The sequence below is a fragment of the Halostella litorea genome, from assembly GCF_004785955.1.
Taxonomy (GTDB): Archaea; Halobacteriota; Halobacteria; order Halobacteriales; family Natronoarchaeaceae; genus Halostella; species Halostella litorea.
The window spans coordinates 524,193-549,891 of record NZ_SJER01000001.1 but is presented as its reverse complement, the minus strand read 5'-3'; the positions used below and the strand labels follow the sequence as shown (position 1 = coordinate 549,891).

Here is a 25,699-nt window from a genome sequence, read left to right as displayed (position 1 = left end):
GCGGCCCCCGAAAACGGGTATGGTCGAAGACAGCGTCGCCGACGGCCGCCGGATCGCCGAACTGCTCGCCTCGGAGGTCGACGGCCGCGTCGACGGCGCGCTCGACGCGCTGGCGGTGGTCGACGCGGACCGCTCGGCCGAGGGGACGCCCGACGGCGAGCGGGCCTACGACGTGGAGCGGGCCGTCGAGGGGTCGTGGGACGACGCCCGCACCCGGCACGCGCCCGACGAGTCGCGGGGGGAACTGCTCGCCCGGGTGTACCTCCACGAGGACCGGGTGCGGATCGAGTTCGCGGACGGGCAGGAGGCGGCCGCGGCGACGGCCAGCGAACTGGGCCTGCGAACCCGGCCGAAGGCGACGGAGCCGCCCAGGACGCTCGTGTTCGTCGAGAGCGGCGCGGCGGTAAAGCGGGCCGTCGACGCGGTCGAGGCGGCGACCGAGGCCGCCGAGGCCGGCGACTAGAGCGCGGCCAGTATCCCCGGTAGCTCCGCGGCCAGTTCCGCCCGGTCGACGTGGGCGTCCGCCCGCGGGTCCGGGTCGGGACCGTCCGGCCAGACGACCTGCACGACGGCGAGGCCGGCCTCGCTCGCGCCCCGGACGTCCGCCTCGACCTCGTCGCCCACGTACGCCGCCTCGGCCGGCGCGACGCCGAGGCGGTCGAGCGCCGCGTCGAACGCCCGGACGTCGGGTTTCCCCGCCGCGAGGTCGCCGGTGACGACGACGGCGTCGAACAGCCCCTCCCAGCCGAGCGTCGCCAGCTTGTCCCGCTGGGCGCGGACGGGGCCGTTCGTCAGCAGGCCGACACGGTAGCGCTCGCGGAGGTCGCGCACCAGGTCGGCCGCGCCCGGGACCGGCTCCAGCGCCGCGGCGATGGTCCGCCGGTACTCGGCGGCGAGTTCGGCCGGGTCGGCGGACGTGTCGGCCCCGTCGAGCAGCTCCGCGAAGATCGGCTCGCGCGTCTCCCCGGTGAGGTTGCGGCGGTGGGCGTCGAGGTACGCCGCCCGGGAGAGCGGCGGCGCGTCGGCCGCGGCCGCGGCCTCCCGCAGCAGCGTCTCGCGGTCCCGGTCGGGCACGGCCAGCGTGTAGTCGAGGTCGAACACGACCGCGCGGAGCGTCATCGACCGGTAGTAGGGCGGCCGATGGTTTTAGTGTACGCACCGGACGGCCGGCGGGGCGACCGTCCCCGAACCGCAAGAGGTAGCCTGAAGTGGACCGCCGGCGGACGGGGCGTATGCGCTTTTTCGAGCGGCTGGCCGACCGCATCGACGCCGCCGACAGCGTCGTCAGCGTCGGCCTCGACCCGGACCCCGACCGCATCCCCGAGCACCTGCGGGACCGCGACCTGCCGCGCTGGGCGTTCAACCGCCGGATCATCGACGCGACCCACGAGCACGCCGCCGCGTTCAAGCCCAACGCCGCGTTCTACGAGGACCCCGACGGCTGGCGCGCGCTGGCCGAGACCATCGCTTACGCGCACGGCAAGGACGTGCCCGTCCTGCTCGACGCCAAACGCGCCGACATCGGCAACACGGCCCGGCAGTACGCGAAACTGCTCGACCCGGACGACGGCGGCCCCACCGCCGACGCCATCACGGCCAACCCCTACCTCGGCCGCGACTCGCTGGAGCCGTTCCTCTCGAAGGCCGACCGCGGCGTGTTCGTCCTCTGTCGCACCTCCAACCCCGGCGGCGCGGACCTACAGGACCTCGAACTGGCCTCCGGCGAGGCCGTCTACGAGCGCGTCGCCGCGCTGGCCGACCTCTGGAACGAGCGCGGCAACGTCGGCCTCGTCGTCGGCGCGACCACGCCAGACGAACTCGAGGCGGTCCGCGAGCAGGTGCCCGACCTCCCCTTCCTCGTCCCCGGCGTCGGCGCGCAGGGCGGCGACGCCGAGGCGGCGGTGGAGTACGGGCTGGCGGACGGTGTCGGCCTCGTCAACTCTTCGCGGGGGATCATCTTCGCCGGCGAGAAGGGCGGGGCGGGCGACGCCGGCGAGGACTTCGACCGCGCCGCCGGGCAGGCCGCCAAGCGCCTGAAGGAGCGGCTCAACGAGTATCGGTAACCGAGGGAAGCGCGGGGCCTCCACTCCGCGGCCATGGCACGTACAACCAGAGGCTGGGATACACTTTTCTCCGAGCGCTGAAACGACGACGATATGGCCGTCGGACTGCTGTTCGGTGCGTTCTGGACCGGTCTGGGGATCCTCATGTGGTGGTGGCCCGCCGCGGTCTTCGTCGCGTTCAGCAACGAGGAGGTGACGCCGGGCGCGAGGGGATTCGCCGTTGGCGCTGTTTTCCTCGGGACGGTGTTCCTCTCCTTCGAGACGACGAGGGCGGGCGTGGGGGTCAGCGTCCCGGCTACCGTCGCCATCGTCGGCGGGTTGCTGGCGGTGAAACCGGTTCGGGTACCCGGAACGGACGAGCGAGGACCCGTCACGCCGAAACGAGTGGGGGCGACGTTGCTCGTCGGCGGGGCGGTGATCACCGCCCTCTCGGCCGTGTAGCACGCCCAACGCTCAACCTTTTGCCACCAGCTACCGAACCGCACGGCCATGGCCGAGGACTACGGCTACAACCGGCAGGTCGAGGTGTACACGACGCGGAAGGCGACGGGTGAGACGCCCGACTACCCCGTCGCATACGAGGAACTGAAAGCCGCCGCCGAGGCCGAACTGTCGGACGAGGCGTACGCCTACGTCGCCGGCGGGGCGGGCGGCGAGGAGACCAAGCGGTCCAACCGCCGCGCCATCGAGCGGTGGCGGATCCGGCCGCGGATGCTCCAGGACGTGACCGACCGGACGCTGTCGACGGAGGTCCTCGGCACGGAGTTTCCGGTCCCCGCGATGCTCGCGCCGGTCGGCGTCCAGTCGATCATCCACGACGAGGGGGAACTGGCGACCGCGCGGGCCGCCGCCGAGACGGGGGTCCCCTTCGCCCACAGCACCGCGGCGTCGTCCACGATGGAGGCGGTCGCCGACGAACTGGGCGGAACGCCGGGCTGGTTCCAGCTGTACTGGAGTTCGGACGACGACCTGACCGCGAGCCTGCTGGAGCGCGCGGAGGCGGCCGGCTACGAGGCCGTCGTCGTCACGCTCGACACGCCGCTGCTGGGCTGGCGCGAGCGCGACATCGACCTGGGGTACCTGCCGTTCATGGAGGGCGAGGGCGTGGCGAACTACTTCGAGGACCCCGTCTTCCGCGAGTCGCTGTCGGGGCCGCCCGAGGAGAACGTCGACGCGGCCGTGGCGCAGTTCCTCGACGTGTTCTCGGACGCGAGCCACACGTGGGAGGACCTGGCGGACCTCGCCGGCATGACCGACCTCCCGGTCGTCGTGAAGGGCGTGCTCCACCCGGAGGACGCCGCGCTCGCGCTCGACCACGGCGCGGACGGCGTCGTCGTCTCGAACCACGGCGGCCGGCAGGTCGACGGCGCGGTCGCGGCGGCGGAGGCGCTCCCCGACGTCAGGGAGCGGGTCGGCCCGGACGTGCCCGTGCTGTTCGACAGCGGGATCCGCCGCGGCGCGGACGCCGTGCGGGCGCTCGCGCTCGGGGCCGACGCCGTCCTGCTCGGCCGGCCGTACGTGTACGGGCTGGCGCTCGGCGGGCAGGCGGGCGTCGCGGCGGTGGTCGACAACTTCCTCGCGGACCTCGACCTGACGGTGGCGCTGTCGGGCGTGACCGACGTGGCCGACCTCGACCGCTCGGCGCTCGCGGAGCGCTAGAACGTCCGGCCGCCCGACGACGCCTCGGCCGCGCAGTCGGCGCAGTAGCCAAGCGACTCGTCGTAGTGCTGGGCGCACACCATCGTCCCGCACTGGTCGCAGCGCGCCTGTGCCTCCCGCGTCTGACAGATGCTGCAGAGCCCGCTGACGCTCATGGGCGGGGCTAGCACGGGGCCGGGTTTGTAGCTTGGCCCGCGGGTGCGGCGGCGGGCGGTCGGGCGACGCGTGCCGGCGGGCGGGACGCTTACCTGCCTCCGGTCCCTACCCGTCGCCCGTGTCGAGGGAGACGCTCCTCGTCGGACTCGCGGCCGTGTTCGCCGGGTTAACGGCGGTGCTTGGCATCCTCACGCTGGTGCGGATGAACCCGTTCATCCTGATCCTCGCCGCGCCGTTCGCCGTCGTCGCCTACCTGCTGTGGTACCAGGGGACCGGACGCCTCGCCGAGCGGGCGCAGCGCCGCGCCGACCGCGGCGAGTTCCGCGACCGGCGGGAGAGCGGGTTCGGGGCCGGCGCGCGGCGCGCGGCCCGCGAGAGCCGCGGCCGCCGGGAGGCCCGCCAGCGGTACGAGGCGCGGTCCCGTGGCGGGGCGCGGTTCGGCGGCCGGCGGACGGCGAGCGACGGTGCGGGCCGCCCGGGACCGGGGGCCTCGACCGGCATGCGCGCCGACAAAGCGGCCCGGGTCCTCGGCGTCGACCCGGACGCCGGCGACGACGCCGTCAGACGGGCCTACCGGGAGAAGGTCAAGGACGTCCACCCGGACGCGCCCGACGGCGACGAGGAGCGGTTCAAGCGCGTCCAGCGCGCCTACGACCGGCTTCGGGACGGCCCTGACGCGGAGCGCGCCGAACGGTAACGCGTCACTTACTACCACCCGACGCGAAGGCTTTTGGTCACGCTCCCCAAACCCGCGGGTATGAGCCCTGACCGGGCCGTGCTGGAGCGGGCCCTGGAACGCGGCGAGCGGGAAGGCGGCAGCGTGGAGTTCAAGGAGCAACTCACGAAGGACCTCCACCTCTCCGAGGGGCGACTGGAGAGCCTGGTGGCACAGCTCCGCCACCGCGTCCTCTCGGGCGACGGCGAGGCGACGTACGTCGTCGGCGTCACCGACGACGGCGGCCTCGCGGGGATCGCCCCCGACGACTTCTCCGAATCGATGGACGTGCTCTCGCTTCTGGCCGAGGAGGCCGGCTCGCACATCGAAGACGTGCAGACGTGGGGCGTCGGCGATGGGATCGTCGGCGTCGCCACGGTCCGCGAGGGGGCGATGCTGGACACCGACGACGAGCACATCGTCGTCGGGACGGCCGGCCACGTCGACCACGGCAAGAGCACGCTCGTCGGCAGCCTCGTCACCGGCCAGCCCGACGACGGCCAGGGCGGGACGCGGGGCTACCTCGACGTCCAGCCCCACGAGGTCGAGCGCGGCCTGTCGGCCGACCTCTCCTACGGCGTCTACGGCTTCGACGGCGACGGCCCGGTCAGGATGGACAACCCGCACCGCAAGTCCGACCGCGCGCGGGTCGTCGAGGAGTCCGACAGCCTCGTCTCCTTCGTCGACACCGTCGGCCACGAGCCGTGGCTCCGCACGACGATCCGCGGGCTGGTCGGGCAGAAACTCGACTACGGCCTGCTCACGGTGGCGGCCGACGACGGCCCGACGAAGACGACCCGCGAACACCTCGGCGTCCTGCTGGCGACGGAACTGCCGACGATGGTCGCGATCACCAAGGCCGACGCGGTCGACGACGACCGCCTCGCCGAGGTCGAGCGCGAGGTCGAACGCCTGCTACGGGACGTCGACAAGACGCCGCTTCTGGTCGAGCGACACGGCGTCGACGCCGCGGTCGAGGAGATCGGCGACACCGTCGTCCCCGTGGTGACCACGAGCGCGGTCACGATGGAGGGGTTAGACACCCTCGACGAACTGTTCGAGCGCCTCCCCAAGACCGCGGGCGACGACGGCGAGTTCCGGATGTACGTCGACCGCACGTACAAGGTCACCGGCGTCGGCGCGGTCGCCTCCGGCACCGTCATGGCCGGCGAGGTGGAGGCCGGCGACGAACTGCTGCTCGGCCCGATGCCCGACGGCTCGTTCCACGAGGTGGAGGTCCGCTCCATCGAGATGCACTACCACCGCGTCGACAAGGCCAAGGCCGGCCGCATCGTCGGCATCGCGCTGAAGGGGATCCGCGAGGCCGACGTCGAGCGCGGGATGGTCCTGCTCCCGCGGGAGGCCGACCCCGAGCCGGTCCGCGAGTTCGAGGCCGAGGTGATGGTGCTGAACCACCCCACCCGCATCGGCGACGGCTACGAGCCGGTCGTCCACCTGGAGACGGTCAGCGAGGCCGCCGCGTTCTACCCCGAGGGCGGCCAGCTCCTCCCCGGCGACAAGGGCCGGACCCGCGTCCGGTTCAAGTTCCGCCCCTACCTCGTCGAGGAGGGCCAGCGGTTCGTGTTCCGCGAGGGGCGCTCGAAGGGCGTCGGCACGGTGACGGCCGTGAACCCGGACGGCTGATCCGCCCGGCCTCCGCGGCCGACGACGTCACCCGCCCAGTAGCGAGCGGAGCGCCGCGGCCTCGCCCTTTCGGATGTGTTCCGCGGCCGTGCTCGGCGCACAGCCCATGGCCTCGGCGACGTCCGCCTGCGTCGCGCGCCGCGGCACGTCGTAGTACCCCAATGCGAGCGCCGCCTCCAGCGCCTCCCGCTGCCGCTCGGACAGCGCGGCGGTCGGGTCGAGCGCGGACAGTCCGCGCACGGCGTCGACCTCGACCCCGACCGGCTCCGGGAGTTCGTCGACCGCAGCCCGTATCTCGGCGGCCGGCCCGACGGCGGCGAACGACACGGCCCCGTCCGGCCCGTACTCGACGGGCGGGACCACCACGACGCTCCGCCCGGCGACGGTCGACAGCAGCCGGCGGAGCGGTTCGTTCGTCGCGTCCCTGACGTAGGCGTGGAAGACGCCGGGGCCGGCCGGTTCGACCTCGTGGTCGATCACCTCCGGGACGGACTCGGCGGCCTCGGCGAAGGCGTCGGCGTCCCCCTCGACCCGGTGGAGGATGCCGAGTTCGTCGCCCGCGAAGTTCCAGTGGATCGCCGTCGCGCGCTCCACGAACGGGGCGTTTGCCAGCACGTCGTACATCGGGTGGACCGCCGCCTCGCGGCCGTCCGCGTCGAGCGTCAGTCGGACGTGCTTCATACGCGCGGCCACCACGGGGCTGCACTTAAACCCCCCGAGCGGATCCGGCAGCAGTTGCTCGGCGGCCTCGCCCGTACGCTCTCCCATGAGAGTGTTCGTCGCCGGCGCGACCGGCGTACTCGGGCGCAGGCTGGTGGCGCAGTTCGCGGAACGCGGCCACGACGTCGTCGGCCTCGCCCGGGACGACGCGGGCGAGCGGTTAGTGTCGGAACGCGGCGGGACCCCCCGCCGCGGCGACGTGCTGGACCCGGCGTCGCTGGAGGGGGCGGTCGACGCGCCGGAGGTCCTCGTCCACGCCGCGACGGCGATACCGACCGGCCGGAAGCCGGGCGCCGCGGAGTGGGAGCGAAACGACCGGGTCCGACGGGAGGGGCTGTCCAACCTCCTCGCGGCGGCGGACGACGGCGCGCTGGAGCGCGTGCTGTTCCCGAGCGTCGTCTGGGTGGCCCGCCGGCCCGACGGCTCGCCGTTCGACGAGGACGCGCCGCGGCACCCGACCCGGGCGACGGCGTCGGCGGCGGACGTGGAGGAGCGGCTGGCGGCGGCCGCGGCCGACCGCGGCTTCGAGCGGACCGTGCTCCGCTGTGGCTACCTCTACGCGCCGGACGCCGCCCACACCCGGCAGTTCGGCGAGAACCTCCTCGCCCGGCGGATGCCGGTCGTCGGCCGCGGGGTGCTCGGCCGGCGGGACGCCGCGCTCTCGCTCGTCCACGCGGACGACGCGGCGGCCGCGTTCGCCGACGCGGTCGACGCCGGCGCGAGCGGCCTGTACCACGTCGTCGACGACGAACCCGTGACGCTCGCCGCGATGCTCCGCGAGTTCGCCGACCTGCTCGACGCGCCCGAACCGCGGCGGGTCCCCGCGTGGCTCGCCCGCTACGTCGTCGGCGCGGACGCCGCGCGCCTGCTCTCGTCGCCCATGCCGACGGCGAGCGACCGGTTCCGCGAGGCGACCGGCTGGGAGCCGGCGTACCCGACGTACCGCGACGGCCTCCGGCAGGTCGTCGAGACGTGGCGGACGGAGGGCGTGATCCGCGAGGCCGACCGGGGGTTCGCGTGGACCGCGTGAGGTGGCTCGCCGCGGCGGTCACGGTCGCCGTCGGAACCGGGCTGGTCCACGGTGGCGTTCACGCCGCCGTGCCCGTCCCGGTGGCCGGGTGGCAGGCGGCGTCCGTCGCGGCGACGCTGTTCGTCGCGCCGCTCGCGGGCGTCGGTCTCGCCGCAGTCGGACGGGTCCGCACCGGGGCGGCGCTCGTCGCGGCGGCGATGACTGGCGGCCTCGCCTTCGAGGCGGTCGCGCACTTCGTCGTCCGGAACCCGGACCACGTCGTCGCCGGCGCGGACGGACACGTCGGGTTCGCCGCGACGGCGGCCCTGTCGGTCGCCGGCGACGCGGTCGCCGGAGCGCTCGCCGCGCTGGTCCTGTGGCGCGAACGGGAGTCGGCCGGCACCCTCGCCCTCCCGCAGTCGCCCGGCCGACCGGACTGACCGCAGGGGGGCGGTTCGCTTTTCCCCAAGCCCGACCAACCATCGGACATGCGACGGTTCGGCGTCCGGCTGCTGATGGCGCTCGTCGGTGTCTGCCTCCTCGGGCTCTACCTCGCCGTGGGCGTCGCGCTGGTCGAACTGCTCGCCGTGCTGTTCCCCGGCCGGCCCGACCTGACGGTGCTGGTCGGCGGCATGGTGGGCTCGGCGCTGTTTTTCGGCTACCTGAGCTACCGCGTCGGCACGCGGCGGCTGGTGACCGGCCTCGGCGCGGTCGAACTTCCGAGGGAGCGGGCACCGTGGCTCTACCGGCGGCTCGACGGCCTCCGGGCGGAGATGGCGGTCGGCGACCCGCGGGTGTTCGTGGCGTCGCTCCCGTCGCCGAACGCGCTGGCCGTCGGCGCGGGCGAAGGCGTGGTGATCCTCGACCGCGACCTGTTCCGGATCCTCGACGGCGACGAACTGGAGGGGATCCTCGCCCACGAACTGGCCCACCTGGAGACCCGCGACGCCCTGGTCCAGACGCTCGGCTCCAGCCTCGTCGAGACGCTCTCGGGCGTGCTCTTCCTCCTGCTGTTCCCGGTCGGGCTGTTCCTGGCCGGGCTGCGCCGCGTCGGCACGTGGATCGCGGGCCGCCGGCCGGAGCCGTTCGACCGCCACCTCGTGCGGGTCCACTACCGCGTCTCGCAGTTCGTCGTCGTCCTCCTGCTCGCGCTGACGCTGGCGCTCCGGGCGCACTCGCGGCGACGCGAGTTCCGGGCCGACGACCGCGCCGTCGAGGTGACCGGCGACCCGCTCGCGCTGGCCCGGGCGCTCTCCCGCATCCGGGACGCCGCCCGGCCGCGGCAGGGGCCGCTCTCGTCGCTGTACATCTACGGCCAGGAGGAGGAGGACGCGCTGACGCGCCTGCTCGCGACCCACCCGCCGATGGACGACCGGATCGAGCGGCTGGTCGAGCGGACCGAGCGGTCGATGGCGCGGATCCCCGTGCGGTGAGCCGGCGGGGCTACCCCAGCCACGGCGGCGTCGTCAGGTCCCGCAGCGACTCCAGCCGGTAGTGGGGTTCCGGGTCGGGGTCGCTGCCGTCCGAGAGCCACGCCGAGCGCACGCCGGCGGCGTGTGCGCCCGGCACGTCCGTCGTCAGCGAGTTGCCGACGTGGACCGCCCGCTTGGGCGTCGCGTCCAGCAGGTCCAGCGCGTGGTGGTACGGCTCCGCCGCCGGCTTCCGCGGGGCGTCGTAGCCCGCGTGGACGACGGCGTCGAACGCGTCGCGGAACGGCAACTGGGCCAGCTTCTCGGACTGCATCCCCGGCGCGCCGTTCGTCAGGACGGCGAGGCGGTGGTCGGCGGCGAGGCGGTCGACGGCCTCGGCCGCGCCCGGCAGCGGGCGGACGTTGCCGTGGTCGCGCTCTGCGGCGTAGGCGTCCGCGACCGCGCGGCCGAGGTCCGGGTCGCGCCCGCGGTCCGCGGCGATGGCGGCGAAGCACTCGCGGCGGAGTTCGACCATGTCGTCGGTCTTCGGGAGGAACTCGTCGTAGCGGTCGTAGTACTCGCCGACCGCGAAGAAGGGGTCGACGCCGACGTCGTCGAACGCCAGCGACAGCAGTTCCGCGCCGCTCCGGCGGTACTCACAGAGGGTGTCGTCGAGGTCGAACAGCACCGCGTCGACGGCGGTCATCGGTCGCCGGTTCGGAGCCGAGCGTGAAAAGTCAGGCGGCCGCGTAGCCCTCGCCCGTCCGCTCGGCCAGGCCGAGCAGGACGCCCCACGCGAGCAGGCGCTCGACGCGCTCGCGCCAGTCGGCCTCCCACGTCCCCGGGTTGCGGTGGCGCTCCCACTGCGGGACGGCGGGGCGAACCGCCTCGAACGCCTCGGCGGCGTCGACCGGGCCGTCGCCGAGCGCCGACAGCACCTCGCGCGCGCCGAACACCCGCTCGCGGAACGCGTCCGCCAGGTCAGTCGGGTCTGCGTCCCGGCGCGTCCGCGCGTAGCCGTCGTCGGTTTCCTCGACCAGTTCGAGCGCGCGGAGGAAGGTGAGCCACGTCCGGGCGTCCGGCCGCGTCGCCACGTCCGTCCGGCGCTGGAGGCGCGCACAGCAGTCGTCCTCGGACCCCGGCACCAGCGGCACGGCACGGCGGTAGTCGGCCAGCGCGTCGAGGGACGCCGGCGGGGCGGGCACTTGCTTGAACCTCACGGCCGGCCCCTCACAGGTCGAAGCTCTCGGCGAGCAACTCCTCGTTTCGTTCGCCGACGACGTGGGTATCGCCGCCGACCACGTCTATCGTCACCTGCGCCGGCGCGAACACGCTCTCGGGCACGTCGTAGAACTGCCAGTCGTGGTCCTCGTACACGTCCTCGAACGGTGTTCCGTACTCGTCGGTCGCCGTCGAGGCGACCTCCTCGAAGCGGTCGAACGGCTCCTCGACGACGAGGTGGACCTGCCCGCCGTACGCCAGCGCGTCGTTCGTCCGGCCGATGGCGGCCTCCTCCGAGTCCGCGACGGGCGCGAGCGGCGCGCTCCCGCTCGCGGTGACCACGTCCATCGGGTCGTAGCCGAGTTCAGTCAGGCGGAAGACGGCGAGTTCGGCCGCGCGGGCGGCCATCGTGACGCTCCCGGCGACGCTCGCGGTCGAGAAGACGGGGAGGAACACGCCGTTGTCGTCGACCTCGGCGAGTTCTGCGACGTGCGCGGCGACGGCCTCGTCCGGGAAGTCGTCGGTCTCGACGGCGAGCACGGCGAACTCGAAGGCGTCGTGGTAGCCGATCTGGCGGTACTCGTCCTCCTCGGCGACGAGCGCGCGGGCCGGCCCGCTGCCCAGCCCCTCGAAGCCGTCGACGCTGACCTCCCAGCCGGCCTTCTGCGCGCCGAGCAGGGCGACGCCGGGGTGGTCGGTCGACAGTTCGACGTGGGGCAGCGGCGCGCCGGCCACCTCGTCCATCCGGGTCTGGACGGTCGCCAGCCCCGCCGTCTGGATCTCCGCGAGCAGGAGGCCGGCCTCGATGCCGCCCTCGACGTCGACGCCGAAGTCGAGCACCGTCGCCTCGTTGTCCAGTTCGTACGCCCCGATGCCGAGTTCCTCGGCGAAGTCGATGGCCTCGTCGACGAGTTCGATGGCCATCCGGTTGAGACTCTCCATGGTCGCCGGAACGGCCGCACCGCACAAGGGCTTTGTCAGTCGGCCGTCCCGGCCGGAAGCGACGCTCGTTTCCGGCCGCGCCCCGTCGTGCCGAGGGATGGGTCGCAAGGACTGGATCAGGCGGAACCAGGTCGCCCTGTACGCCGTCGCGGTGTTTTCCGCGGTCGGGGTCGCGCTCGGGCGGCCGACGGCGGGGACGGCCGCCGAGCGGTTCATCGAGCCCGTGCTGGTCGTCCTGCTGTACGTGACCTTCCTCGAAGTCCCGTTCGTCCGCATCCGGCGGGCGTTCGCCAACGGCCGGTTCATGGCGGCGGCGCTCGCGATGAACTTCCTCGTGGTCCCCGCCGTCGTCTGGGCGCTGACCCGCGCGCTCCCGCCGAACCCGGCCGTGCTCGTCGGCGCGCTCATGGTGTTGCTGACGCCGTGTATCGACTACGTGATCACGTTCACGGAACTGGCCGACGGCGACGCCGAGCAGGTCACCGCGGCGACGCCGGCGCTGATGCTCGTCCAGTTGCTCCTGCTCCCGGCGTACCTCCGGCTGTTCGTGGGGCCGCGGGCGGCAGGCATCGTCGATGCCGGGCCGTTCCTCGAGGCGTTCCTGACGATCATCGCGCTGCCGCTGGCGCTCGCGTGGGCGACGGAGGCGGCCGCGGAGCGTTCCGCGTCGGGCGAGCGCTGGCAGGCGGCGATGGGGTGGCTCCCGGTGCCGATGCTCGCCGTCACGCTGTTCGTCGTCGTCGCCTCGCAGCTCCCCCGGGTGCGCGCGTCGATCGACCAGATCGCGGCTGTCGTCCCGGTGTACGCCGCCTTCCTCCTCGTGATGCCACTGCTCGCTCGGATGGCGGCGGGCCTGCTCGGGATGGGCGCGGGCGAGAGCCGGGCGCTGGTGTTCACGTCGGTCACGCGGAACTCGCTTGTCGTGTTGCCGCTCGCGCTCGCGCTCCCGGCGGGCTACGAACTGGCCCCCACGGTCGTCGTGACCCAGACGCTCGTCGAACTCTCCGGGATGGTCGTCCTCACGCGGGCGGTGCCGGCGTGGCTCGTCCCGGCCGCGCCCACGCCGCTTTTCGAGGCGCTGCGGAGTAACTGAGCCGCGCCGGCCTACTCCCCGCGTGCCTCGCGGCCGAGTTCGTCCTCCACGGCCGCGACCTTGTCCGCGGCGCTCGACGTCGCGGTCCGCTTGTCGTCTATCTTCAGGAACGTCGACACGCGGTCGCCGTCGACGGCCTCGTGGGCCGCCCGCGCGGCGGCGAACACCTCGATCGCCTCTTCGGCCTCGATGACGGTGCCCATCGGGTTCGTCTCGTAGGTCACGTCGAACTCCTCCAGCGCGTCGACGGCTTTCGCCACCTCGCCCGCCATGCTCCCCTCGATCACCGGCGCGACGGACAGCAGTGCAACGGTCGTCATGGTTCCCCCGACGGGCGGGCCGGGCAAAGGCTTTCGTCCCGGGCGCGGAGCCGGCACCCTTCGGGGCGGCCACGCGCGGTTCCGGTTCGCCGGTCGACGGTTCCAACCGATTTAACATTCCCTTCCGTTCATTAACAGTAATGACCTCCGAGCAGGGTGCCGCCGGTCCGGCAAACGCGTCCATGCGGGCGTTTCAGGAGGCCGTCGAAAACACCGGCCACGCCGTTTACTGGACGGACACGACCGGGCGGATCGAGTACGTCAACCCGGCGTTCGAGGAGCAGACGGGCTACACCGCCGAGGAGGCCGTCGGAAACGAACCCCGAATCCTCCAGTCCGGCGTCCACGGGGACCGGTTCTACGAGCGCCTCTGGGACACCATCCTCGGCGGCGACGTCTGGGAGGGCGAGATAGTCAACGAGCGCAAGAGCGGGGAGCGGTACGTCGCCAGGCAAACGATCTCGCCCGTGACGGGACCGACCGGCGACATCGACCGGTTCGTCGCCGTCAACGAGGACATCACCGCCCTCCGGGACTACCAGGAGCGACTCGAGGACCAGCGAAACCGCCTCGCCACCCTCCTCGACGCCGTCCCCATCCCCCTCGTCCTCACCGAGGCCGACGGGGACGAACGCGTCGTGAAACGGACGAACCGGGCGTTCCGCGAGACGTTCGGCTTCGCCGAGCACGAGATCGGCGGCTCCCCGCTGGCGGAGTTCGTCGACGACGACGAGTCGGCCCACGAGGTCGGGTCGCGCGTCCGACAGGGCGACCCCGTCCGGCGGGAGGTGACGCGGCGGACCGCGGACGGCGAGTCCCGGACGTTCCTGCTCACCGCGACGCCGCTCGACGACGACGGAACCGAAGCCATCGCGACGTACATCGACATCACCGACCGAAAGCGGGCCGAAGACGAACTCAGGCGTCGGACGGAGGAACTCGAGGACTTCGCCGACGTCGTCACCCACGACCTCCGCAACCCGCTGAACGTCGCCGCCGGCCACCTCGACCTCCTCGCCGAGGAGTGTGACAACCCCCACGTCGACACGATCCGGTGTGCCCACACCCGGATGGAGGAGCTTATCGAGAACATCCTGATGCTCGCGAAACAGGGGAAGGCGATCGACGGGACCGAGCCGGTCCCGGTCCGCGACTGCGTCTCCCGGTGCTGGAGGACCATCGAGACCGCGGACGCGACGATAGACGTCGAGACTGCGAAGACGGTCCCGGCCGACGCGAACCGGCTCCAGCAACTGTTCGGGAACCTCTTCCGGAACGCCATCGAACACGGCGGCGAGTCGGTCAGCGTCACCGTCGGCGACCTGGCCGACGGGTTCTACGTCGCCGACGACGGGCCCGGGATCCCCGAGGCGGAGCGCTCGGACGTGTTCGAGTCGGGGTACACGAGCACGGAGAGCGGGACGGGGTTCGGACTCTCCATCGTCGGGGAGATAGTCGAGGCACACGGCTGGTCCGTCGCCGTGACGGAGAGCGACGCCGGCGGCGCGCGGTTCGAGGTCACCGACGTCCCGTCGCCCCCGTGACGGCCGACGCCGTCGACGGCGTTCGCGCAATGAAACGTGCTGATTCGTGATGACGGCGGAACTACGGTGGCGGGGATTTGAACTCATTCACTTCGCTCGCTGGCGCTCGCTCGTTCGCTGCTCAAATCCCCGCGGGCGATTTCCTCACTCACGGTGGCGAGCGACACGTACAGCGGTCGCTGGCTAAGTAGCGTTCGGCAAAAATGCGCTGGCGGGGATTTGAACCACACCCGGACGGTCGCCTCGCACCGCTCGGCGCTGCGTCCGGTCTACTTCAAACCCCACGTCGCACACACCGGAACCGGTCGTACGCGACGCGATGAAACGCGTCGCTGAGGACGCGGACTCCGGAGAAGTGCGCTGGCGGGGATTTGAACCGGGCGAGACGGTCCGGGTCGCTCGCTGCGTTCGCTTCCCGGGCGTGCGACTCGCTGGCTCAAATCCCTAGACGATTTCCTCGCTCACGGTGGCGAGCGACACGCACAGCGGTCGCTCGCCGTGTAGTTCGCGAGAGAAGTGCGCTGGCGGGGATTTGAACCCCGGTTGTGACCATGGCAAGGTCACGTGATACCACTACACTACCAGCGCCCTGTACCCGAAACCACGATACGGGGATATATAAATGTAGCCAACTCGGACGCGGTCACTCGAACGTCGACAGGTCGAGGTGGACGCCCCCGCGTGCGTAATCGATCCCAGTAAACACCAGCACCAGGCTCCCGGCGGAGATGAGGACGCCGAAAAACAGCGACCCTGAGTCGCCCTCCAGCGCCGACGTGACCCCGGTCGAAAGCATGCCGAGACCAAGCAGGATGTCGCCGGCTCCGGCGAACCAGTACCACGGCACGACGCCGTCCGGGATCGGGAGCCACTCGTGGACGCCGGCGACGAGGAAGGCCGCGCCGGCGAGGGCGTACCCGACGAGCGAGGCGATGGACCAGTCGAACGTGGACGGGATCCCGATGGCGTACAGGAGGCCGAGCTGCACGACGAGGAAGGCGGAACCGAGGACCGCGAACCAGTAGCGGCGCATACGGTGCGATCCCCGGAGTCCGACAATGAAACTACTGGTCGCTACGGCGACCTACGGCCGATCAGCCCCGCGGTACGCTCCGGCAGGCTCCCGGTCCGCCGCCGAGCTCGAGGGACTCGGCCGCGGGCGACGGGGGCGTGGAGGGGTGGCTGGTCGGGTCTTATCTCATCCCCGCGCACGGACGCAGAGGATCTGCGGTCGCTCGGAGACGCGCCAGTCGTCCGCCGCGTGGTTCTCGTACGCCGCGGGCGGACGCGGCTCTTCGACCGACTCCACGCTGAGCCCCGCCTCGGTAACCGCGTTCAGTATCGCGCCGACGGGGCGCTGGTAGGAGGTCACGTCGACGCCGTCCCAGCCGAGCGTCACCGCGGTGGTGCCGTAGTACTCCGTGACGGCGTCGTAGTCGAGGTAGTACTGCATCGGATGGACGACCGAGAAGACGAGCGCGCCGTCGGGCGTCAGGACGCGGCGGAACGACTCGAACGTCGGCCGGAGCTCCCTGACGTGGTCCAACACGAGATGGCCGAGAACGACGTCGAAGGCGTCGTCCCTGAACGGCAGCGGTTCAGTCAGGTCCGCCCGTTCGAACGACGCCCGGTCGCCGAACCGCTCCCGCGCGGTCTCGACGGCCGACCCGCTCGCATCGACGCCGACCACGCTCGCGCCGGCGTCGAGCAGTTCCCCGACGTGGTCGCCCACGCCGCAGCCGGCGTCGAGGACGCGCTTGCCGTTCAGTTCCGGGAGCAAGGCCCGCGTCGCCGGCCACGAGTAGTACTCCTGCAGCGGGTTGTCGCCCCAGGGGCTCTCCCAGCCGTCGCGGCTCTCGGCCTGCTCCGCAAGCGCGTCGTACTCCGGAGGTTCCTCCGGGTCGGTCATGGACACCTGCCCCGTCAGTCGCGGCCGTGATATACTTTCATCAGGCTGCCGGCCGCCGGTGACGAATAGAGCAACCGTTGACTGAGTAGCGTTCGGCAGAAGTGCGCTGGCGGGGATTTGAACTCGCCGGGACTCGCTTCGCTCGTCCCGTCTGCTCAAATCCCCGCGGGCGATTTCCTCACTCACGGTGGCGAGCGACACGTACAGCGGTCGCTGGCTAAGTAGCGTTCGGCAAAAATGCGCTGGCGGGGATTTGAACCACGCCCGGACGGTCGCCTCGCACCGCTCGGCGCTGCGTCCGGTCTACTTCAAATCCCACGTCGCACACACCGGAACCGGGTCGTACGCGACGCAATGAAACGCGTCGCTGGGGACGTAGGTTCCGGAGAAGTGCGCTGGCGGGGATTTGAACCCCGGTTGTGACCATGGCAAGGTCACGTGATACCACTACACTACCAGCGCCCGTTGCAGTCTCACCTAACCGCCGGGTGTCGTATAAGCGTTCCGAACTAGGTCATCCGCGACCCGGCGAACCACGGTACGGGGACACATACGAGATCCGTCCTGAAACCCCGTTGAAACGCGTGTGAAGGCCACACAGGGCCGAAAACGATCCGGCATTCTTTTACGACCCCGACGGATACATCGGCACAGTCTAGTGGTGAGGCGTCGAAGCGTCACGGCATGACCGTCAGCGTACTCGTGCCGTCGTCTCTCGTCCGGGAAGCCGAAGACAAACGCGAGGCAACTCGCAAGGTCGGCTACGTCGCCCGCGCGGCGACGGTGTTCCGGGCGGACCGCCTGACCGTCTTCCCCGACCGGGAAGGCGAGCGCAGGTGGGGCGGCGGGTTCGTGGAAACCGTACTGCGGTACGCCGCGACGCCCCCTTACCTCCGAAAGGAGGCGTGGGGCAAGCGGGACGAACTGGAGTACGCGGGCGTACTGCCGCCGCTCCGCGCCGCGTCACAGACCGGCTCCGGATCGAACGATCCGGGGTCGTTAAGACAGGGAATCGTGACCGAGGTCGGACCTGAAGGGCGCGTACGGGTCAATTGCGGACTGCAACACCCGATCTCGCTCGTCGTCCCTCCGGAAACGGAGGTCGCCGAGGGGGAGCGCGTTACCGTCAGGATCTCTTCGCGAGAGCCGGTCCGTGCGAGGATCGTCGACCAGCCCCTCCCGGGGCTGGCCGTCGAGAGCGCGGACCTGTCGGCAGCGCTCGGCCGTGAGGACGCCGGCGTCCGGATCGCAACGTCGCGGCACGGTGAACCGCTCACCGTGTCGGGGCTCGGACCGCTGGCCGGTCGCGTCGAGGACGACGGGATGACCGTCGCCTTCGGCGCGCCCGAGAGAGGGCTGCCGGAGATGATAGCGGACGTGACCGTTGACGCGGTCAGGGCCGCTCGGACTCCCGACGAGGGAGCCGTTGAGACCGAACCGGCGGGCGGGGCGGAGGCCCCGTCCGCGGTCGAACCAGGCGCACCCGGCCGGTTCGACCTCTGGCTCAACGCGATCCCGAACCAGGGCAGCGAGGTCGTGCGAACGGAGGAAGCGATGTTCGCCGCGCTCGGCTGCCTCACACTCACGGAGTGAAACACAAATGCCACAACCAAGCAGACCACGCAAAGGCTCGCTGGGGTTCGGCCCCCGGAAGCGCGCGGAGAGCGAAGTCCCGCGCTTCAACTCGTGGCCGGACGACGACGGACAGCCAGCGCTCCAGGGCTTCGCCGGGTACAAGGCCGGCATGACCCACGTGGTGATGATCAACGACGAGTCGGACTCCCCCCGCGAAGGGATGGAGGAGACCGTCCCCGTCACCATCGTGGAGACGCCACCGATGCGCGCGGTGGCCCTGCGAGCGTACGAAGACACCGCTTACGGCAAGAAGCCGCTCACGGAGGTCTGGACCGACGAGTTCCACGAGGAACTCGACCGCGTCCTCGACGTCCCCCAGGAGCACGACGCCGACGCGGCCGAGGAGGAACTGCACGAGGCGCTCGACGCCGGCGACGTCGCCGACGTCCGGGTCATCACCCACACCGTTCCCGACGCGGTGCCGAGCGTCCCGAAGAAAAAGCCCGACGTGATGGAGACCCGCGTGGGCGGCGGCTCGCTTGGCGACCGCGTCGAGTTCGCGCTCGACCTCGTCGCCGACGGCGGCGCACACGAGATGAACGACGTGTTCCGCGCCGGCGAGTACGCCGACGTCAGCGGCGTCACGAAGGGGAAGGGCACCCAGGGCCCCGTCAAGCGCTGGGGCGTCCAGAAGCGGAAGGGCAAGCACGCCCGCCAGGGCTGGCGGCGCCGGATCGGCAACCTCGGTCCGTGGAACCCCTCCCGCGTGCGCTCGACGGTCCCCCAGCAGGGGCAGACCGGTTACCACCAGCGCACGGAACTGAACAAGCGCCTCATCGACATCGGTGAGGGCGACGACGCGTCCGTCGACGGCGGCTTCGTCAACTACGGCGAGGTCGACGGCCCGTACGCGCTCGTCAAGGGATCGGTCCCCGGCCCGGAGCAGCGCCTCGTGCGCTTCCGCCCGGCCGTCCGACCGAACGACCAGCCGCGCCTCGACCCCGAGGTGCGCTACGTCTCCACCGCATCGAACCAGGGATAACCAATGCAAGCAACAATTCGCGACCTGGACGGCGAGGACGACGGCACGCTCGACCTCCCCGAGGTCTTCGAGTCGGCCTACCGGCCGGACCTCATCAAGCGCGCCGTGCTCGCCGCCCAGGCAAACCGGAAGCAGGACTACGGCGCGGACGAGTACGCCGGCATGCGAACGCCGGCCGAATCCCAGGGCAGCGGCCGCGGCATGGCCCACGTCCCGCGGGAGAACGGACAGGGCCGCCGCGTGCCCCAGACCGTGGGCGGCCGCCCGGCCCACCCGCCGAAGTCCGAGAAGGACCGCTCGCTGAACATCAACGACAAGGAACGGAAGCAGGCCGTCCGCAGCGCCATCGCGGCGACGACGGACGCCGACCTCGTCGCGGAGCGCGGCCACGAGTTCGACGGCGACGTCGAACTCCCGCTGGTCGTGAGCGACGCGTTCGAGGACCTCGTCAAGACCCAGGCCGTCGTCGACGTCCTGGAGTCGCTGGGCGTCCACGACGACGTCGAGCGCGCCGACGAGGGCCGCTCCGTTCGCGCCGGCCGCGGGACGACCCGCGGGCGAAAATACCAGACGCCGAGGTCGATCCTCTTCGTCACGTCCAGCGAGGCCGGCCCGTCGAAGGCCGCGCGCAACCTCGCGGGCGCGGACGTCGCGACGGCCGCCGAGGTCAACGCGGAGGACCTCGCGCCCGGCGCGGAGGGCGGTCGGCTGACCGTGTTCACCGAGAGCGCCGTCGAGGAGGTGGCCGACCGATGACGGGCGACGTCATCGTCCACCCGCTGGTCACCGAGAAGGCGATGAACGAGATGGACTTCGGGAACAAGCTCCAGTTCATCGTCGACCTGGACGCCGCGAAGCCGGAGATCGCCGAGGCGGTCCAGGAGCAGTTCGACATCGAAGTGGAGAAGGTCAACACGCAAGTCACGATGAACGGGCGAAAGAAGGCGACCGTCCGACTCGGCGAGGACGACGACGCCCAGGAAGTCGCCTCGCGCATCGGGGTGTTCTAACCATGGGACGCAGGATTCAAGGACAGCGACGCGGTCGCGGCGGCCCGACGTTCCGGGCCCCCTCGCACCGCTACAAGGCGGATCTGACGCACAAGACGGCCGAGGACAGCGACGTCATCTCCGGCACGGTCGTCGACATCGAGCACGACCCGGCCCGGAGCGCCCCGGTCGCAGCCGTCGAGTTCGAGGACGGCGACCGCCGCCTGATCCTCGTCGCCGAGGGCATCGGCGTCGGCGAGGAGATCCAGGTCGGCGTCTCGGCCGAGATCAAGCCGGGCAACACGCTCCCGCTCGCGGAGATCCCCGAGGGGGTCCCCGTCAGCAACGTCGAGAGCCAGCCCGGCGACGGCGGCAAGTTCGCCCGCGCCAGCGGGACGAGCGCCGACCTCATCACGCACGACCGCGACGCCGCGGTCGTCCAGTTGCCCAGCGGCCAGTCCAAGCGCCTGGACCCCGAGTGTCGGGCGACCATCGGCGTCGTGGCCGGCGGCGGCCGCACCGAGAAGCCCCACGTGAAGGCCGGCAACAAGTACCACAAGATGAAAGCCCGCGGCACGAAGTGGCCGAACGTTCGTGGCGTCGCCATGAACGCCGTCGACCACCCGTTCGGCGGCGGCGGCCGCCAGCACCCGGGCAAGCCGAAGAGCATCTCGCGCAACGCTCCGCCGGGACGCAAGGTGGGCGACATCTCGTCCCGACGCACGGGCCGTGGAGGTGACAACTGATGAGCGATTCCGAGTACAGAACCGGCCGCGAGGGTGAGTTCACCTACCGCGGTCACACGTTAGACGAACTGCAGGACATGAGCCTGGAGGACGTCGCGGAACTGCTCCCCGCCCGACAGCGGCGAAGTATCGAGCGCGGCCTCTCCGTCGAGAAGGAGAAGCTGCTCGCCGAGGCCCGCGAGGCCGGCGAGGAGGAGACCGCAAACGACCCGATCCGAACGCACCTGCGCGACATGCCGATCGTACCGGAGTTCGTCGGCAAGACGTTCGCCGTGTACAACGGCCAGGAGTTCGAGCGCGTGCAGGTCGAGCCGGAGATGATCGGCCACTACCTCGGCGAGTTCCAGCTGACACGGACCTCCGTCGAGCACGGCCAGGCCGGCATCGGGGCGACGCGCTCCTCGAAGTTCGTCCCGCTGAAGTGATACAACCATGGGAATCAACTACAGCGTCGACGCCGACCCGGACGAGACGGCGAAAGCCATGCTCCGGGAGCGTCACATGAGCCACAAGCACAGCAAGGCCATCGCCCGCGAGATCAAGGGCAAGACCGCCACGGAGGCCGAGGAGTACCTCCAGGCGGTCGTCGACGGCGAGCGGTCGGTGCCGTTCAAGTCCCACAACAGCGGCGTGGGCCACCGCTCCGACATCGACGGCTGGGACGCCGGCCGCTTCCCCGAGAAGGCCAGCGAGGCCTTCCTCGACCTGATCGAGAACGCCGTCAACAACGCCGACCACCAGGGGTTCGACGGCGAGGAGATGGTCATCGAGCACGTCGCCGCCCACAAGGTCGGCGAGTCCCAGGGCCGCAAGCCCCGGGCGATGGGCCGGGCCTCCGCGTGGAACACGCCGGAGGTCGACGTCGAACTGATCCTGAAAGAGGAGGCTGAAGACTAATGGCAGACGAACACCAGTTCATCGAAGACGGCCTGCAGCGGTCACAGATCGACGAGTTCTTCGAGGAGGAACTCGGCCGTGCCGGCTACGGCGGCATGGACGTCGCCAAGACGCCGATGGGCACCCAGATCGTCCTCAAGGCCGAGAAGCCCGGGATGGTCATCGGCAAGGGCGGCGAGAACATCCGGAAGATCACCACGGCCTTAGAGGAGCGGTTCAACCTCGAGGACCCCCAGATCGACGTCCAGGAGGTCGACGAGCCGGACCTGAACGCCCGGATCGTCGCCGACCGCCTGGCGAACGCACTGGAGCGTGGCTGGTACTTCCGGAAGGCCGGCCACACCACCCTGGAGCGCATCATGGACGCCGGCGCGCTGGGCGCCGAGATCGTCCTCTCCGGGAAGGTCACCGGCGCGCGCTCGCGCGTCGAGAAGTTCAACGACGGCTACATCAAGCACAACGGCGAGCCCGCCGAGACGATCGTCGACCACGGGCAGGGCGTCGCCGTGATGAAGCTCGGCACCATCGGCGTGGACGTGAAGATCATCCCGCCGGAGGCCGAGCTCCCCGACGACTTCCGCATCGAGGAGGACGCCGACATCTCGGGGCTCATCCCCGAGGACGTCGACGCCGACGAGGGCGTCGAGGCGCTGCTCGACGAGCCGGAGGAAGGCGAGGCCGACGTCGAGGAAGCCGACGCCGACGACGCCGCCGAGGAGACCGTCGACGAGGAAGTCGTCGAGGAGGCCGCGGAGGCGGCCGAGTTCGACGAGGACGAGGACGTCGAGGTCCCCGGCGGCGACGAGGAGGACATCGCCGAGGAGCTCGAGGAACTCGACGAGGAAGTCGAGTCCGAGGCCGAGGAGCTGGTCGACGAGATGGACGAGGAAGCCGAGTCCGCGGACGACGACGAAGGGGGTGACGCCTGATGGCGATCCTCTACGCCGAGGAGATCCGCGAGATGACGCCGGCCGAGCGCGAGGCCGAACTCGAGGAGCTCGAGACCGAACTGCTCAACGCGAAGGCGGTGCAGGCGGCCGGCGGTGCCCCCGAGGACCCCGGCCGGATCAGCGAGCTGCGGAAGACGATCGCCCGGATCAAGACGATCCAGGCCGAAGAAGGCGACCACGAGTAACCGATGGCACTGACACCCGAGACGCTCCCACGACACGAACTCAACGGCCTCCGCGTGGAGGTCGTCGACGCCCCGAACCCCGACCTGGTCGGGATAGCGGGCCGTGTCGTCATCGAGACGATGCAGACGCTGCACGTCGAGTGTCGCCCGTCCGAGACGGACGGCGAGGAGCCTCGGGTGTGCCAGGTGCCAAAGCGGGACACGACGTTCGAGTTCGCGCTCGACGTCGGAGCCGACGCTACAGATGAAGCCGCCGCTCCCGAGAGGGACGCGGGGACCGCGTCCAAACTGGGCTCGGAAACTGCCGGGGAAAGCCCCGGTCAGTCTGGGTCCGGCGAGGGCGTGGCCTACGTTACGGTGGATGGGACACGTTTGCTCTCACGACCCGCACAGCGAAGCGAGAACACAGGAGATTCACTATGGCGTTAGGACTGAACGTACCGGAACCGGAGGACGCCTGCTCCGACGAGAACTGTCCGTTCCACGGGTCGCTTTCCGTGCGCGGGCAGACGCTCGAAGGGGAGGTAGCCTCCACCGACATGGACAAGACCGTTGTCGTCGAGCGAGAGTACGACGTCACCGTGCCGAAATACGACCGTTTCATGAAGCGACGGTCGCGCGTTCCCGCCCACGCACCCGAGTGCGTGGAGCTGGACGTCGGCGACACGGTCCGTATCGCAGAGACACGACCACTATCGAAGACGAAGAGCCACGTCGTCGTCGAGCGGGTTCCCGACGAGGGAGGTGACGACTGATGGAAGCGCTGAAGGCTGACGTGACCCAGGGCCTGGAGAAAGGTTCCCTGCTGGTCTGTGCCGACAACACGGGCGCACGCCAGGTGAAGGTCACTTCCGTCGCCGGCTACTCGGGGACGAAGAACCGACACCCGAAGGCCGGCGTCGGCGACAAGATCACCGTTTCGGTCACCAAGGGGACGCCCGAGATGCGTCGCCAGGTGCTCGAAGCGGTGGTCGTGCGCCAGCGCAAGTCGATCCGTCGCCCCGACGGCACCCGCGTGAAGTTCGAGGACAACGCGGCCGTCATCATCGACGAGAACGAGGAGCCCCGCGGCACCGAGATCAAGGGGCCCGTCGCACGCGAGGTGGCGGAGCGCTTCGGAAGCATCGCGAGCACCGCGACGATGATAGTATGACACGACAACCACGCAAACAGCGAACCGAGACCGCGGAGGCGTCGCTCCACGAGCGACACAAGCAGGTCCACGCGACGCTGTCCGACCAGCTCCGCGAGGAGTACGACACCCGCCGCGTTCGCGTGAACGAGGGCGACACGGTCGAGGTCATGCGCGGGGACTTCGCCGGCGAAGAGGCCGAAGTCGTCGCGGTCGACCTCAAGGACGGCGTCGTCCACGTCGAGGACGTCACGGTCGAGACCGCCGACGGCGAGGAAGTGCCGCGGCCGCTCGACGCGAGCAACCTCCGCGTGACGGAGCTCGACTTAGAAGACGAGCGCCGCGAGGCGCGACTGGAAGGTGATAGCGAATGACGAAACACCAGAAGCGACTGTCAGTACCCAAGTCCTGGCCGGTCGAACGCAAGACGGAGACGTTCACGACCGCCGCCGGCGCGGGTCCCCACGGCGAGGACGGCGTACCGCTCGTCATCCTCCTGCGGGACGTGCTCGGCTACGTCGACTCGAAGAAGGAGGCGCGCTACGCCCTCAACCAGGATACGGTCCTGGTCAACGGCGACGCCGTCTCGGACGAGAGCATCCCGATCGGGATGTTCGACATCCTCGCATTCACCGAGCGCGAGGAGTACTACCGCGTGTTCCCCGACGAGGGCGGTCGGCTCTCGCTGACCCCCATCGACGCGGACGCCGCGGGCTCCAAGCTCGGCAAGATCGAGGACAAGCGTCAGGTGCCCGGCGGGGACACCCAGCTGAACCTCCACGACGGTCGGAACCTGACCGTCGAGGACGGCAGCGAGTACAGCGGCGGCGACTCCATCGTCGTCGACAACGACACCGGCGAGGTCGTCGCCCACTTCCCGTACGAGGAGGGCGCGCTCGTCACCGCCGTCCGCGGCCAGCACGCCGGCGAGATCGGCGAGGTCGAGACGGTTCAGGTCACGCCGGGCAGCGGCTCGAACAACGTCTCCGTCGAGACCGACGACGGCTCCTTCGAGACGGTCGAGGAGTACGTCGTCGTCATCGACGAGAACTTCACCGGGGGTGACGACGAATGAGCGAAGCCGACGAGGCCGAGTTCCACGAGATGCGTCGTCCCACCGTCGAGAAGGTCGTCGTCCACATGGGCGTCGGCGAGGGCGGCCGCGAGCTCGCCCAGGCCGAGGAGATCCTAGAGGAGGTCGCCGGTCAGGAGAGCGTTCGCACGCAGGCCAAGGCGACGAACCAGGAGTTCGAGATCCGGCAGGGTGACCCGATCGGCGCGAAGGTCACCCTCCGCGGCGACGACGCCCACGAGTTCCTGGAGACGGCCCTGGAGTTCGCCGACGTCTCGGCGTCGCAGTTCGACGACACCGGCAACTTCAGCTTCGGCGTCGAGGAACACACGGAGTTCCCGAGCCAGGAGTACGACCCGAGCGTCGGGATCTACGGGCTGGACGTCACCGTCAACCTGGTGCGTCCGGGCTACCGCGTCTCCAAGCGCGACAAGGCCACCCGCTCGATCCCGTCGAACCACCGCCTCGACGCCGACGACGCCGTCGCGTTCGTCGAGTCGGAGTTCAGCGTGGAGGTTGACCAATGAGTGAAAGCGAAAACGACGCCCAGGCGACGGGCGAGCACGCGAGCAAGCGCACCGACCAGCTGGAGGAGTGCCAGCGCTGCGGGCGCAAGCAGGGCCTCGTCGGCAAGTACGACATCTGGCTCTGCCGACAGTGCTTCCGCGAAGTCGCTCGAAGCATGGGCTTCAAGAAGTACCGATAAC

General features: G+C 70.9%; 36 protein-coding genes and 2 tRNA genes. 27 read left to right on the top strand and 11 right to left on the bottom strand.

Annotated features, from left to right (window positions below):
- Nucleotides 1-19 precede the first annotated feature (19 nt).
- Complete coding sequence (locus tag EYW40_RS08295; RefSeq protein WP_135821144.1) at nucleotides 20-463, top strand: DUF7993 family protein; 444 nt, start codon at nucleotides 20-22, stop codon at nucleotides 461-463.
- On the opposite strand, the gene EYW40_RS08290 is transcribed toward EYW40_RS08295, so the two are convergent.
- On the bottom strand, nucleotides 460-1,119 hold the full coding sequence (locus tag EYW40_RS08290) for an HAD family hydrolase (RefSeq protein WP_135821143.1): 660 nt from the start codon (nucleotides 1,117-1,119) through the stop codon (nucleotides 460-462). The two genes, EYW40_RS08295 and EYW40_RS08290, sit on opposite strands and share 4 nt — an antisense overlap.
- A 113-nt stretch (nucleotides 1,120-1,232) precedes the next feature.
- Here EYW40_RS08290 and pyrF point away from each other — a divergent pair, with 113 nt between their 5' ends.
- From pyrF to EYW40_RS08275, 3 genes are all read left to right on the top strand, one after another.
- The gene (gene pyrF / locus EYW40_RS08285) at nucleotides 1,233-2,063 is read left to right on the top strand and encodes an orotidine-5'-phosphate decarboxylase (RefSeq protein WP_135821142.1); all 831 of its coding nucleotides are present in this window, start codon (nucleotides 1,233-1,235) and stop codon (nucleotides 2,061-2,063) included.
- A gap of 93 nt (nucleotides 2,064-2,156) precedes the next feature.
- Nucleotides 2,157-2,504, top strand: coding sequence for a hypothetical protein (locus tag EYW40_RS08280; protein ID WP_135821141.1), 348 nt, complete (start codon nucleotides 2,157-2,159; stop codon nucleotides 2,502-2,504).
- 48 nt (nucleotides 2,505-2,552) lie between these two features.
- Nucleotides 2,553-3,722: an alpha-hydroxy-acid oxidizing protein gene (locus EYW40_RS08275; RefSeq protein ID WP_135821140.1), complete on the top strand. Its 1,170-nt coding sequence runs from the start codon at nucleotides 2,553-2,555 to the stop codon at nucleotides 3,720-3,722.
- Here EYW40_RS08275 and EYW40_RS19935 read toward each other — a convergent pair.
- Nucleotides 3,719-3,877: a hypothetical protein gene (locus EYW40_RS19935; RefSeq protein ID WP_202614484.1), complete on the bottom strand. Its 159-nt coding sequence runs from the start codon at nucleotides 3,875-3,877 to the stop codon at nucleotides 3,719-3,721. The genes EYW40_RS08275 and EYW40_RS19935 overlap by 4 nt on opposite strands.
- A 119-nt stretch (nucleotides 3,878-3,996) precedes the next feature.
- On the opposite strand from EYW40_RS19935, the gene EYW40_RS08270 reads away from it, so the two are divergent.
- Nucleotides 3,997-4,575, top strand: coding sequence for a J domain-containing protein (locus tag EYW40_RS08270; protein WP_237560584.1), 579 nt, complete (start codon nucleotides 3,997-3,999; stop codon nucleotides 4,573-4,575).
- Between the two features lie 60 nt (nucleotides 4,576-4,635).
- Nucleotides 4,636-6,237, top strand: a complete 1,602-nt coding sequence (locus EYW40_RS08265; protein ID WP_135821139.1) for a GTPBP1 family GTP-binding protein — start codon at nucleotides 4,636-4,638, stop codon at nucleotides 6,235-6,237.
- A 27-nt stretch (nucleotides 6,238-6,264) separates the two neighbouring features.
- Here EYW40_RS08265 and EYW40_RS08260 read toward each other — a convergent pair whose 3' ends face one another.
- Entirely contained in the window at nucleotides 6,265-6,918 is a 654-nt protein-coding gene (locus tag EYW40_RS08260) for a helix-turn-helix domain-containing protein (protein ID WP_135821138.1), read from the bottom strand.
- Between the two features lie 85 nt (nucleotides 6,919-7,003).
- On the opposite strand from EYW40_RS08260, the gene EYW40_RS08255 reads away from it, so the two are divergent.
- The 3 genes from EYW40_RS08255 to EYW40_RS08245 are packed head-to-tail and all read left to right on the top strand — an operon-like array spanning nucleotide 7,004 to nucleotide 9,399.
- Nucleotides 7,004-7,987, top strand: coding sequence for an NAD-dependent epimerase/dehydratase family protein (locus tag EYW40_RS08255; protein ID WP_135821137.1), 984 nt, complete (start codon nucleotides 7,004-7,006; stop codon nucleotides 7,985-7,987).
- A complete protein-coding gene (locus tag EYW40_RS08250; protein WP_135821136.1) occupies nucleotides 7,975-8,406 on the top strand; it encodes a hypothetical protein in 432 nt (143 codons plus the stop codon). The genes EYW40_RS08255 and EYW40_RS08250 overlap by 13 nt, the downstream gene beginning before the upstream one ends.
- 48 nt (nucleotides 8,407-8,454) lie before the next feature.
- Complete coding sequence (locus tag EYW40_RS08245; RefSeq protein ID WP_202614483.1) at nucleotides 8,455-9,399, top strand: M48 family metalloprotease; 945 nt, start codon at nucleotides 8,455-8,457, stop codon at nucleotides 9,397-9,399.
- 10 nt (nucleotides 9,400-9,409) lie between these two features.
- On the opposite strand, the gene EYW40_RS08240 is transcribed toward EYW40_RS08245, so the two are convergent.
- The 3 genes from EYW40_RS08240 to mch are packed head-to-tail and all read right to left on the bottom strand — an operon-like array spanning nucleotide 9,410 to nucleotide 11,538.
- Nucleotides 9,410-10,081: an HAD family hydrolase gene (locus tag EYW40_RS08240; RefSeq protein ID WP_135821135.1), complete on the bottom strand. Its 672-nt coding sequence runs from the start codon at nucleotides 10,079-10,081 to the stop codon at nucleotides 9,410-9,412.
- Nucleotides 10,082-10,112: 31 nt separating this feature from the next.
- Nucleotides 10,113-10,595 carry a double winged helix-containing putative transcriptional regulator gene (locus EYW40_RS08235; RefSeq protein WP_202614482.1) on the bottom strand — a complete coding sequence of 161 codons (483 nt, stop codon included), beginning with the start codon at nucleotides 10,593-10,595 and terminating at the stop codon, nucleotides 10,113-10,115.
- Between the two features lie 10 nt (nucleotides 10,596-10,605).
- On the bottom strand, nucleotides 10,606-11,538 hold the full coding sequence (mch, locus tag EYW40_RS08230; RefSeq protein ID WP_135821134.1) for a methenyltetrahydromethanopterin cyclohydrolase: 933 nt from the start codon (nucleotides 11,536-11,538) through the stop codon (nucleotides 10,606-10,608).
- A gap of 97 nt (nucleotides 11,539-11,635) precedes the next feature.
- Here mch and EYW40_RS08225 point away from each other — a divergent pair, with 97 nt between their 5' ends.
- A complete protein-coding gene (locus EYW40_RS08225; protein ID WP_135821133.1) occupies nucleotides 11,636-12,631 on the top strand; it encodes an arsenic resistance protein in 996 nt (331 codons plus the stop codon).
- A gap of 11 nt (nucleotides 12,632-12,642) precedes the next feature.
- Here EYW40_RS08225 and EYW40_RS08220 read toward each other — a convergent pair whose 3' ends face one another.
- On the bottom strand, nucleotides 12,643-12,951 hold the full coding sequence (locus EYW40_RS08220; RefSeq protein WP_135821132.1) for a thiamine-binding protein: 309 nt from the start codon (nucleotides 12,949-12,951) through the stop codon (nucleotides 12,643-12,645).
- Between the two features lie 140 nt (nucleotides 12,952-13,091).
- Here EYW40_RS08220 and EYW40_RS08215 point away from each other — a divergent pair, with 140 nt between their 5' ends.
- Nucleotides 13,092-14,495 carry a PAS domain-containing sensor histidine kinase gene (locus tag EYW40_RS08215; protein ID WP_135821131.1) on the top strand — a complete coding sequence of 468 codons (1,404 nt, stop codon included), beginning with the start codon at nucleotides 13,092-13,094 and terminating at the stop codon, nucleotides 14,493-14,495.
- Nucleotides 14,496-15,012: 517 nt separating this feature from the next.
- Here the strand turns inward: EYW40_RS08215 and EYW40_RS08210 are convergent.
- The 4 genes from EYW40_RS08210 to EYW40_RS08195 form a co-directional block, all read right to left on the bottom strand.
- Nucleotides 15,013-15,083: transfer RNA gene (locus EYW40_RS08210), tRNA-Gly, on the bottom strand.
- 55 nt (nucleotides 15,084-15,138) lie between these two features.
- A complete protein-coding gene (locus EYW40_RS08205; protein WP_135821130.1) occupies nucleotides 15,139-15,528 on the bottom strand; it encodes a DUF7994 family protein in 390 nt (129 codons plus the stop codon).
- Nucleotides 15,529-15,693: 165 nt separating this feature from the next.
- A complete protein-coding gene (locus EYW40_RS08200; protein WP_135821129.1) occupies nucleotides 15,694-16,404 on the bottom strand; it encodes a class I SAM-dependent methyltransferase in 711 nt (236 codons plus the stop codon).
- A 391-nt stretch (nucleotides 16,405-16,795) separates the two neighbouring features.
- A tRNA-Gly gene (locus EYW40_RS08195) sits at nucleotides 16,796-16,866 on the bottom strand.
- Nucleotides 16,867-17,088: 222 nt separating this feature from the next.
- Here EYW40_RS08195 and EYW40_RS08190 point away from each other — a divergent pair.
- Genes EYW40_RS08190 through EYW40_RS08115 form a run of 16 tightly spaced genes read left to right on the top strand, consistent with a single transcriptional unit; the run spans nucleotide 17,089 to nucleotide 25,698 of the window.
- Nucleotides 17,089-17,997, top strand: coding sequence for a putative RNA uridine N3 methyltransferase (locus tag EYW40_RS08190; RefSeq protein ID WP_135821128.1), 909 nt, complete (start codon nucleotides 17,089-17,091; stop codon nucleotides 17,995-17,997).
- Nucleotides 17,998-18,004: 7 nt separating this feature from the next.
- The gene (locus tag EYW40_RS08185) at nucleotides 18,005-19,021 is read left to right on the top strand and encodes a 50S ribosomal protein L3 (RefSeq protein WP_135821127.1); all 1,017 of its coding nucleotides are present in this window, start codon (nucleotides 18,005-18,007) and stop codon (nucleotides 19,019-19,021) included.
- Nucleotides 19,022-19,024: 3 nt separating this feature from the next.
- A complete protein-coding gene (gene rpl4p / locus EYW40_RS08180; RefSeq protein ID WP_135821126.1) occupies nucleotides 19,025-19,777 on the top strand; it encodes a 50S ribosomal protein L4 in 753 nt (250 codons plus the stop codon).
- On the top strand, nucleotides 19,774-20,031 hold the full coding sequence (locus EYW40_RS08175; protein ID WP_135821125.1) for a 50S ribosomal protein L23: 258 nt from the start codon (nucleotides 19,774-19,776) through the stop codon (nucleotides 20,029-20,031). The genes rpl4p and EYW40_RS08175 overlap by 4 nt, the downstream gene beginning before the upstream one ends.
- A 2-nt stretch (nucleotides 20,032-20,033) precedes the next feature.
- Nucleotides 20,034-20,756 (top strand): 50S ribosomal protein L2, encoded by a 723-nt coding sequence (locus tag EYW40_RS08170; RefSeq protein ID WP_135821124.1) that lies wholly within the window; start codon nucleotides 20,034-20,036, stop codon nucleotides 20,754-20,756.
- The gene (locus EYW40_RS08165; RefSeq protein WP_135821123.1) at nucleotides 20,756-21,181 is read left to right on the top strand and encodes a 30S ribosomal protein S19; all 426 of its coding nucleotides are present in this window, start codon (nucleotides 20,756-20,758) and stop codon (nucleotides 21,179-21,181) included. The genes EYW40_RS08170 and EYW40_RS08165 overlap by 1 nt, the downstream gene beginning before the upstream one ends.
- A 7-nt stretch (nucleotides 21,182-21,188) precedes the next feature.
- Nucleotides 21,189-21,653 (top strand): 50S ribosomal protein L22, encoded by a 465-nt coding sequence (locus EYW40_RS08160; RefSeq protein ID WP_135821122.1) that lies wholly within the window; start codon nucleotides 21,189-21,191, stop codon nucleotides 21,651-21,653.
- Nucleotides 21,653-22,582, top strand: a complete 930-nt coding sequence (locus tag EYW40_RS08155; protein ID WP_135821121.1) for a 30S ribosomal protein S3 — start codon at nucleotides 21,653-21,655, stop codon at nucleotides 22,580-22,582. The genes EYW40_RS08160 and EYW40_RS08155 overlap by 1 nt, the downstream gene beginning before the upstream one ends.
- Nucleotides 22,582-22,788: a 50S ribosomal protein L29 gene (gene rpmC / locus EYW40_RS08150; protein ID WP_135821120.1), complete on the top strand. Its 207-nt coding sequence runs from the start codon at nucleotides 22,582-22,584 to the stop codon at nucleotides 22,786-22,788. Before EYW40_RS08155 ends, rpmC begins: the two co-directional genes overlap by 1 nt.
- Nucleotides 22,789-22,791: 3 nt before the next feature.
- Entirely contained in the window at nucleotides 22,792-23,217 is a 426-nt protein-coding gene (locus EYW40_RS08145) for a ribonuclease P protein component 1 (protein ID WP_135821119.1), read from the top strand.
- Nucleotides 23,208-23,543 (top strand): 30S ribosomal protein S17, encoded by a 336-nt coding sequence (locus tag EYW40_RS08140; protein ID WP_121822474.1) that lies wholly within the window; start codon nucleotides 23,208-23,210, stop codon nucleotides 23,541-23,543. Before EYW40_RS08145 ends, EYW40_RS08140 begins: the two co-directional genes overlap by 10 nt.
- A complete protein-coding gene (locus EYW40_RS08135) occupies nucleotides 23,543-23,941 on the top strand; it encodes a 50S ribosomal protein L14 (RefSeq protein ID WP_135821118.1) in 399 nt (132 codons plus the stop codon). Before EYW40_RS08140 ends, EYW40_RS08135 begins: the two co-directional genes overlap by 1 nt.
- Entirely contained in the window at nucleotides 23,938-24,294 is a 357-nt protein-coding gene (rplX, locus tag EYW40_RS08130; protein ID WP_135821117.1) for a 50S ribosomal protein L24, read from the top strand. Before EYW40_RS08135 ends, rplX begins: the two co-directional genes overlap by 4 nt.
- Complete coding sequence (locus EYW40_RS08125; RefSeq protein ID WP_135821116.1) at nucleotides 24,291-24,995, top strand: 30S ribosomal protein S4e; 705 nt, start codon at nucleotides 24,291-24,293, stop codon at nucleotides 24,993-24,995. The genes rplX and EYW40_RS08125 overlap by 4 nt, the downstream gene beginning before the upstream one ends.
- Nucleotides 24,992-25,519: a 50S ribosomal protein L5 gene (locus EYW40_RS08120; protein WP_135821115.1), complete on the top strand. Its 528-nt coding sequence runs from the start codon at nucleotides 24,992-24,994 to the stop codon at nucleotides 25,517-25,519. The genes EYW40_RS08125 and EYW40_RS08120 overlap by 4 nt, the downstream gene beginning before the upstream one ends.
- Nucleotides 25,516-25,698, top strand: a complete 183-nt coding sequence (locus EYW40_RS08115; protein WP_135821114.1) for a 30S ribosomal protein S14 — start codon at nucleotides 25,516-25,518, stop codon at nucleotides 25,696-25,698. The genes EYW40_RS08120 and EYW40_RS08115 overlap by 4 nt, the downstream gene beginning before the upstream one ends.
- Nucleotide 25,699 lies beyond the last annotated feature (1 nt).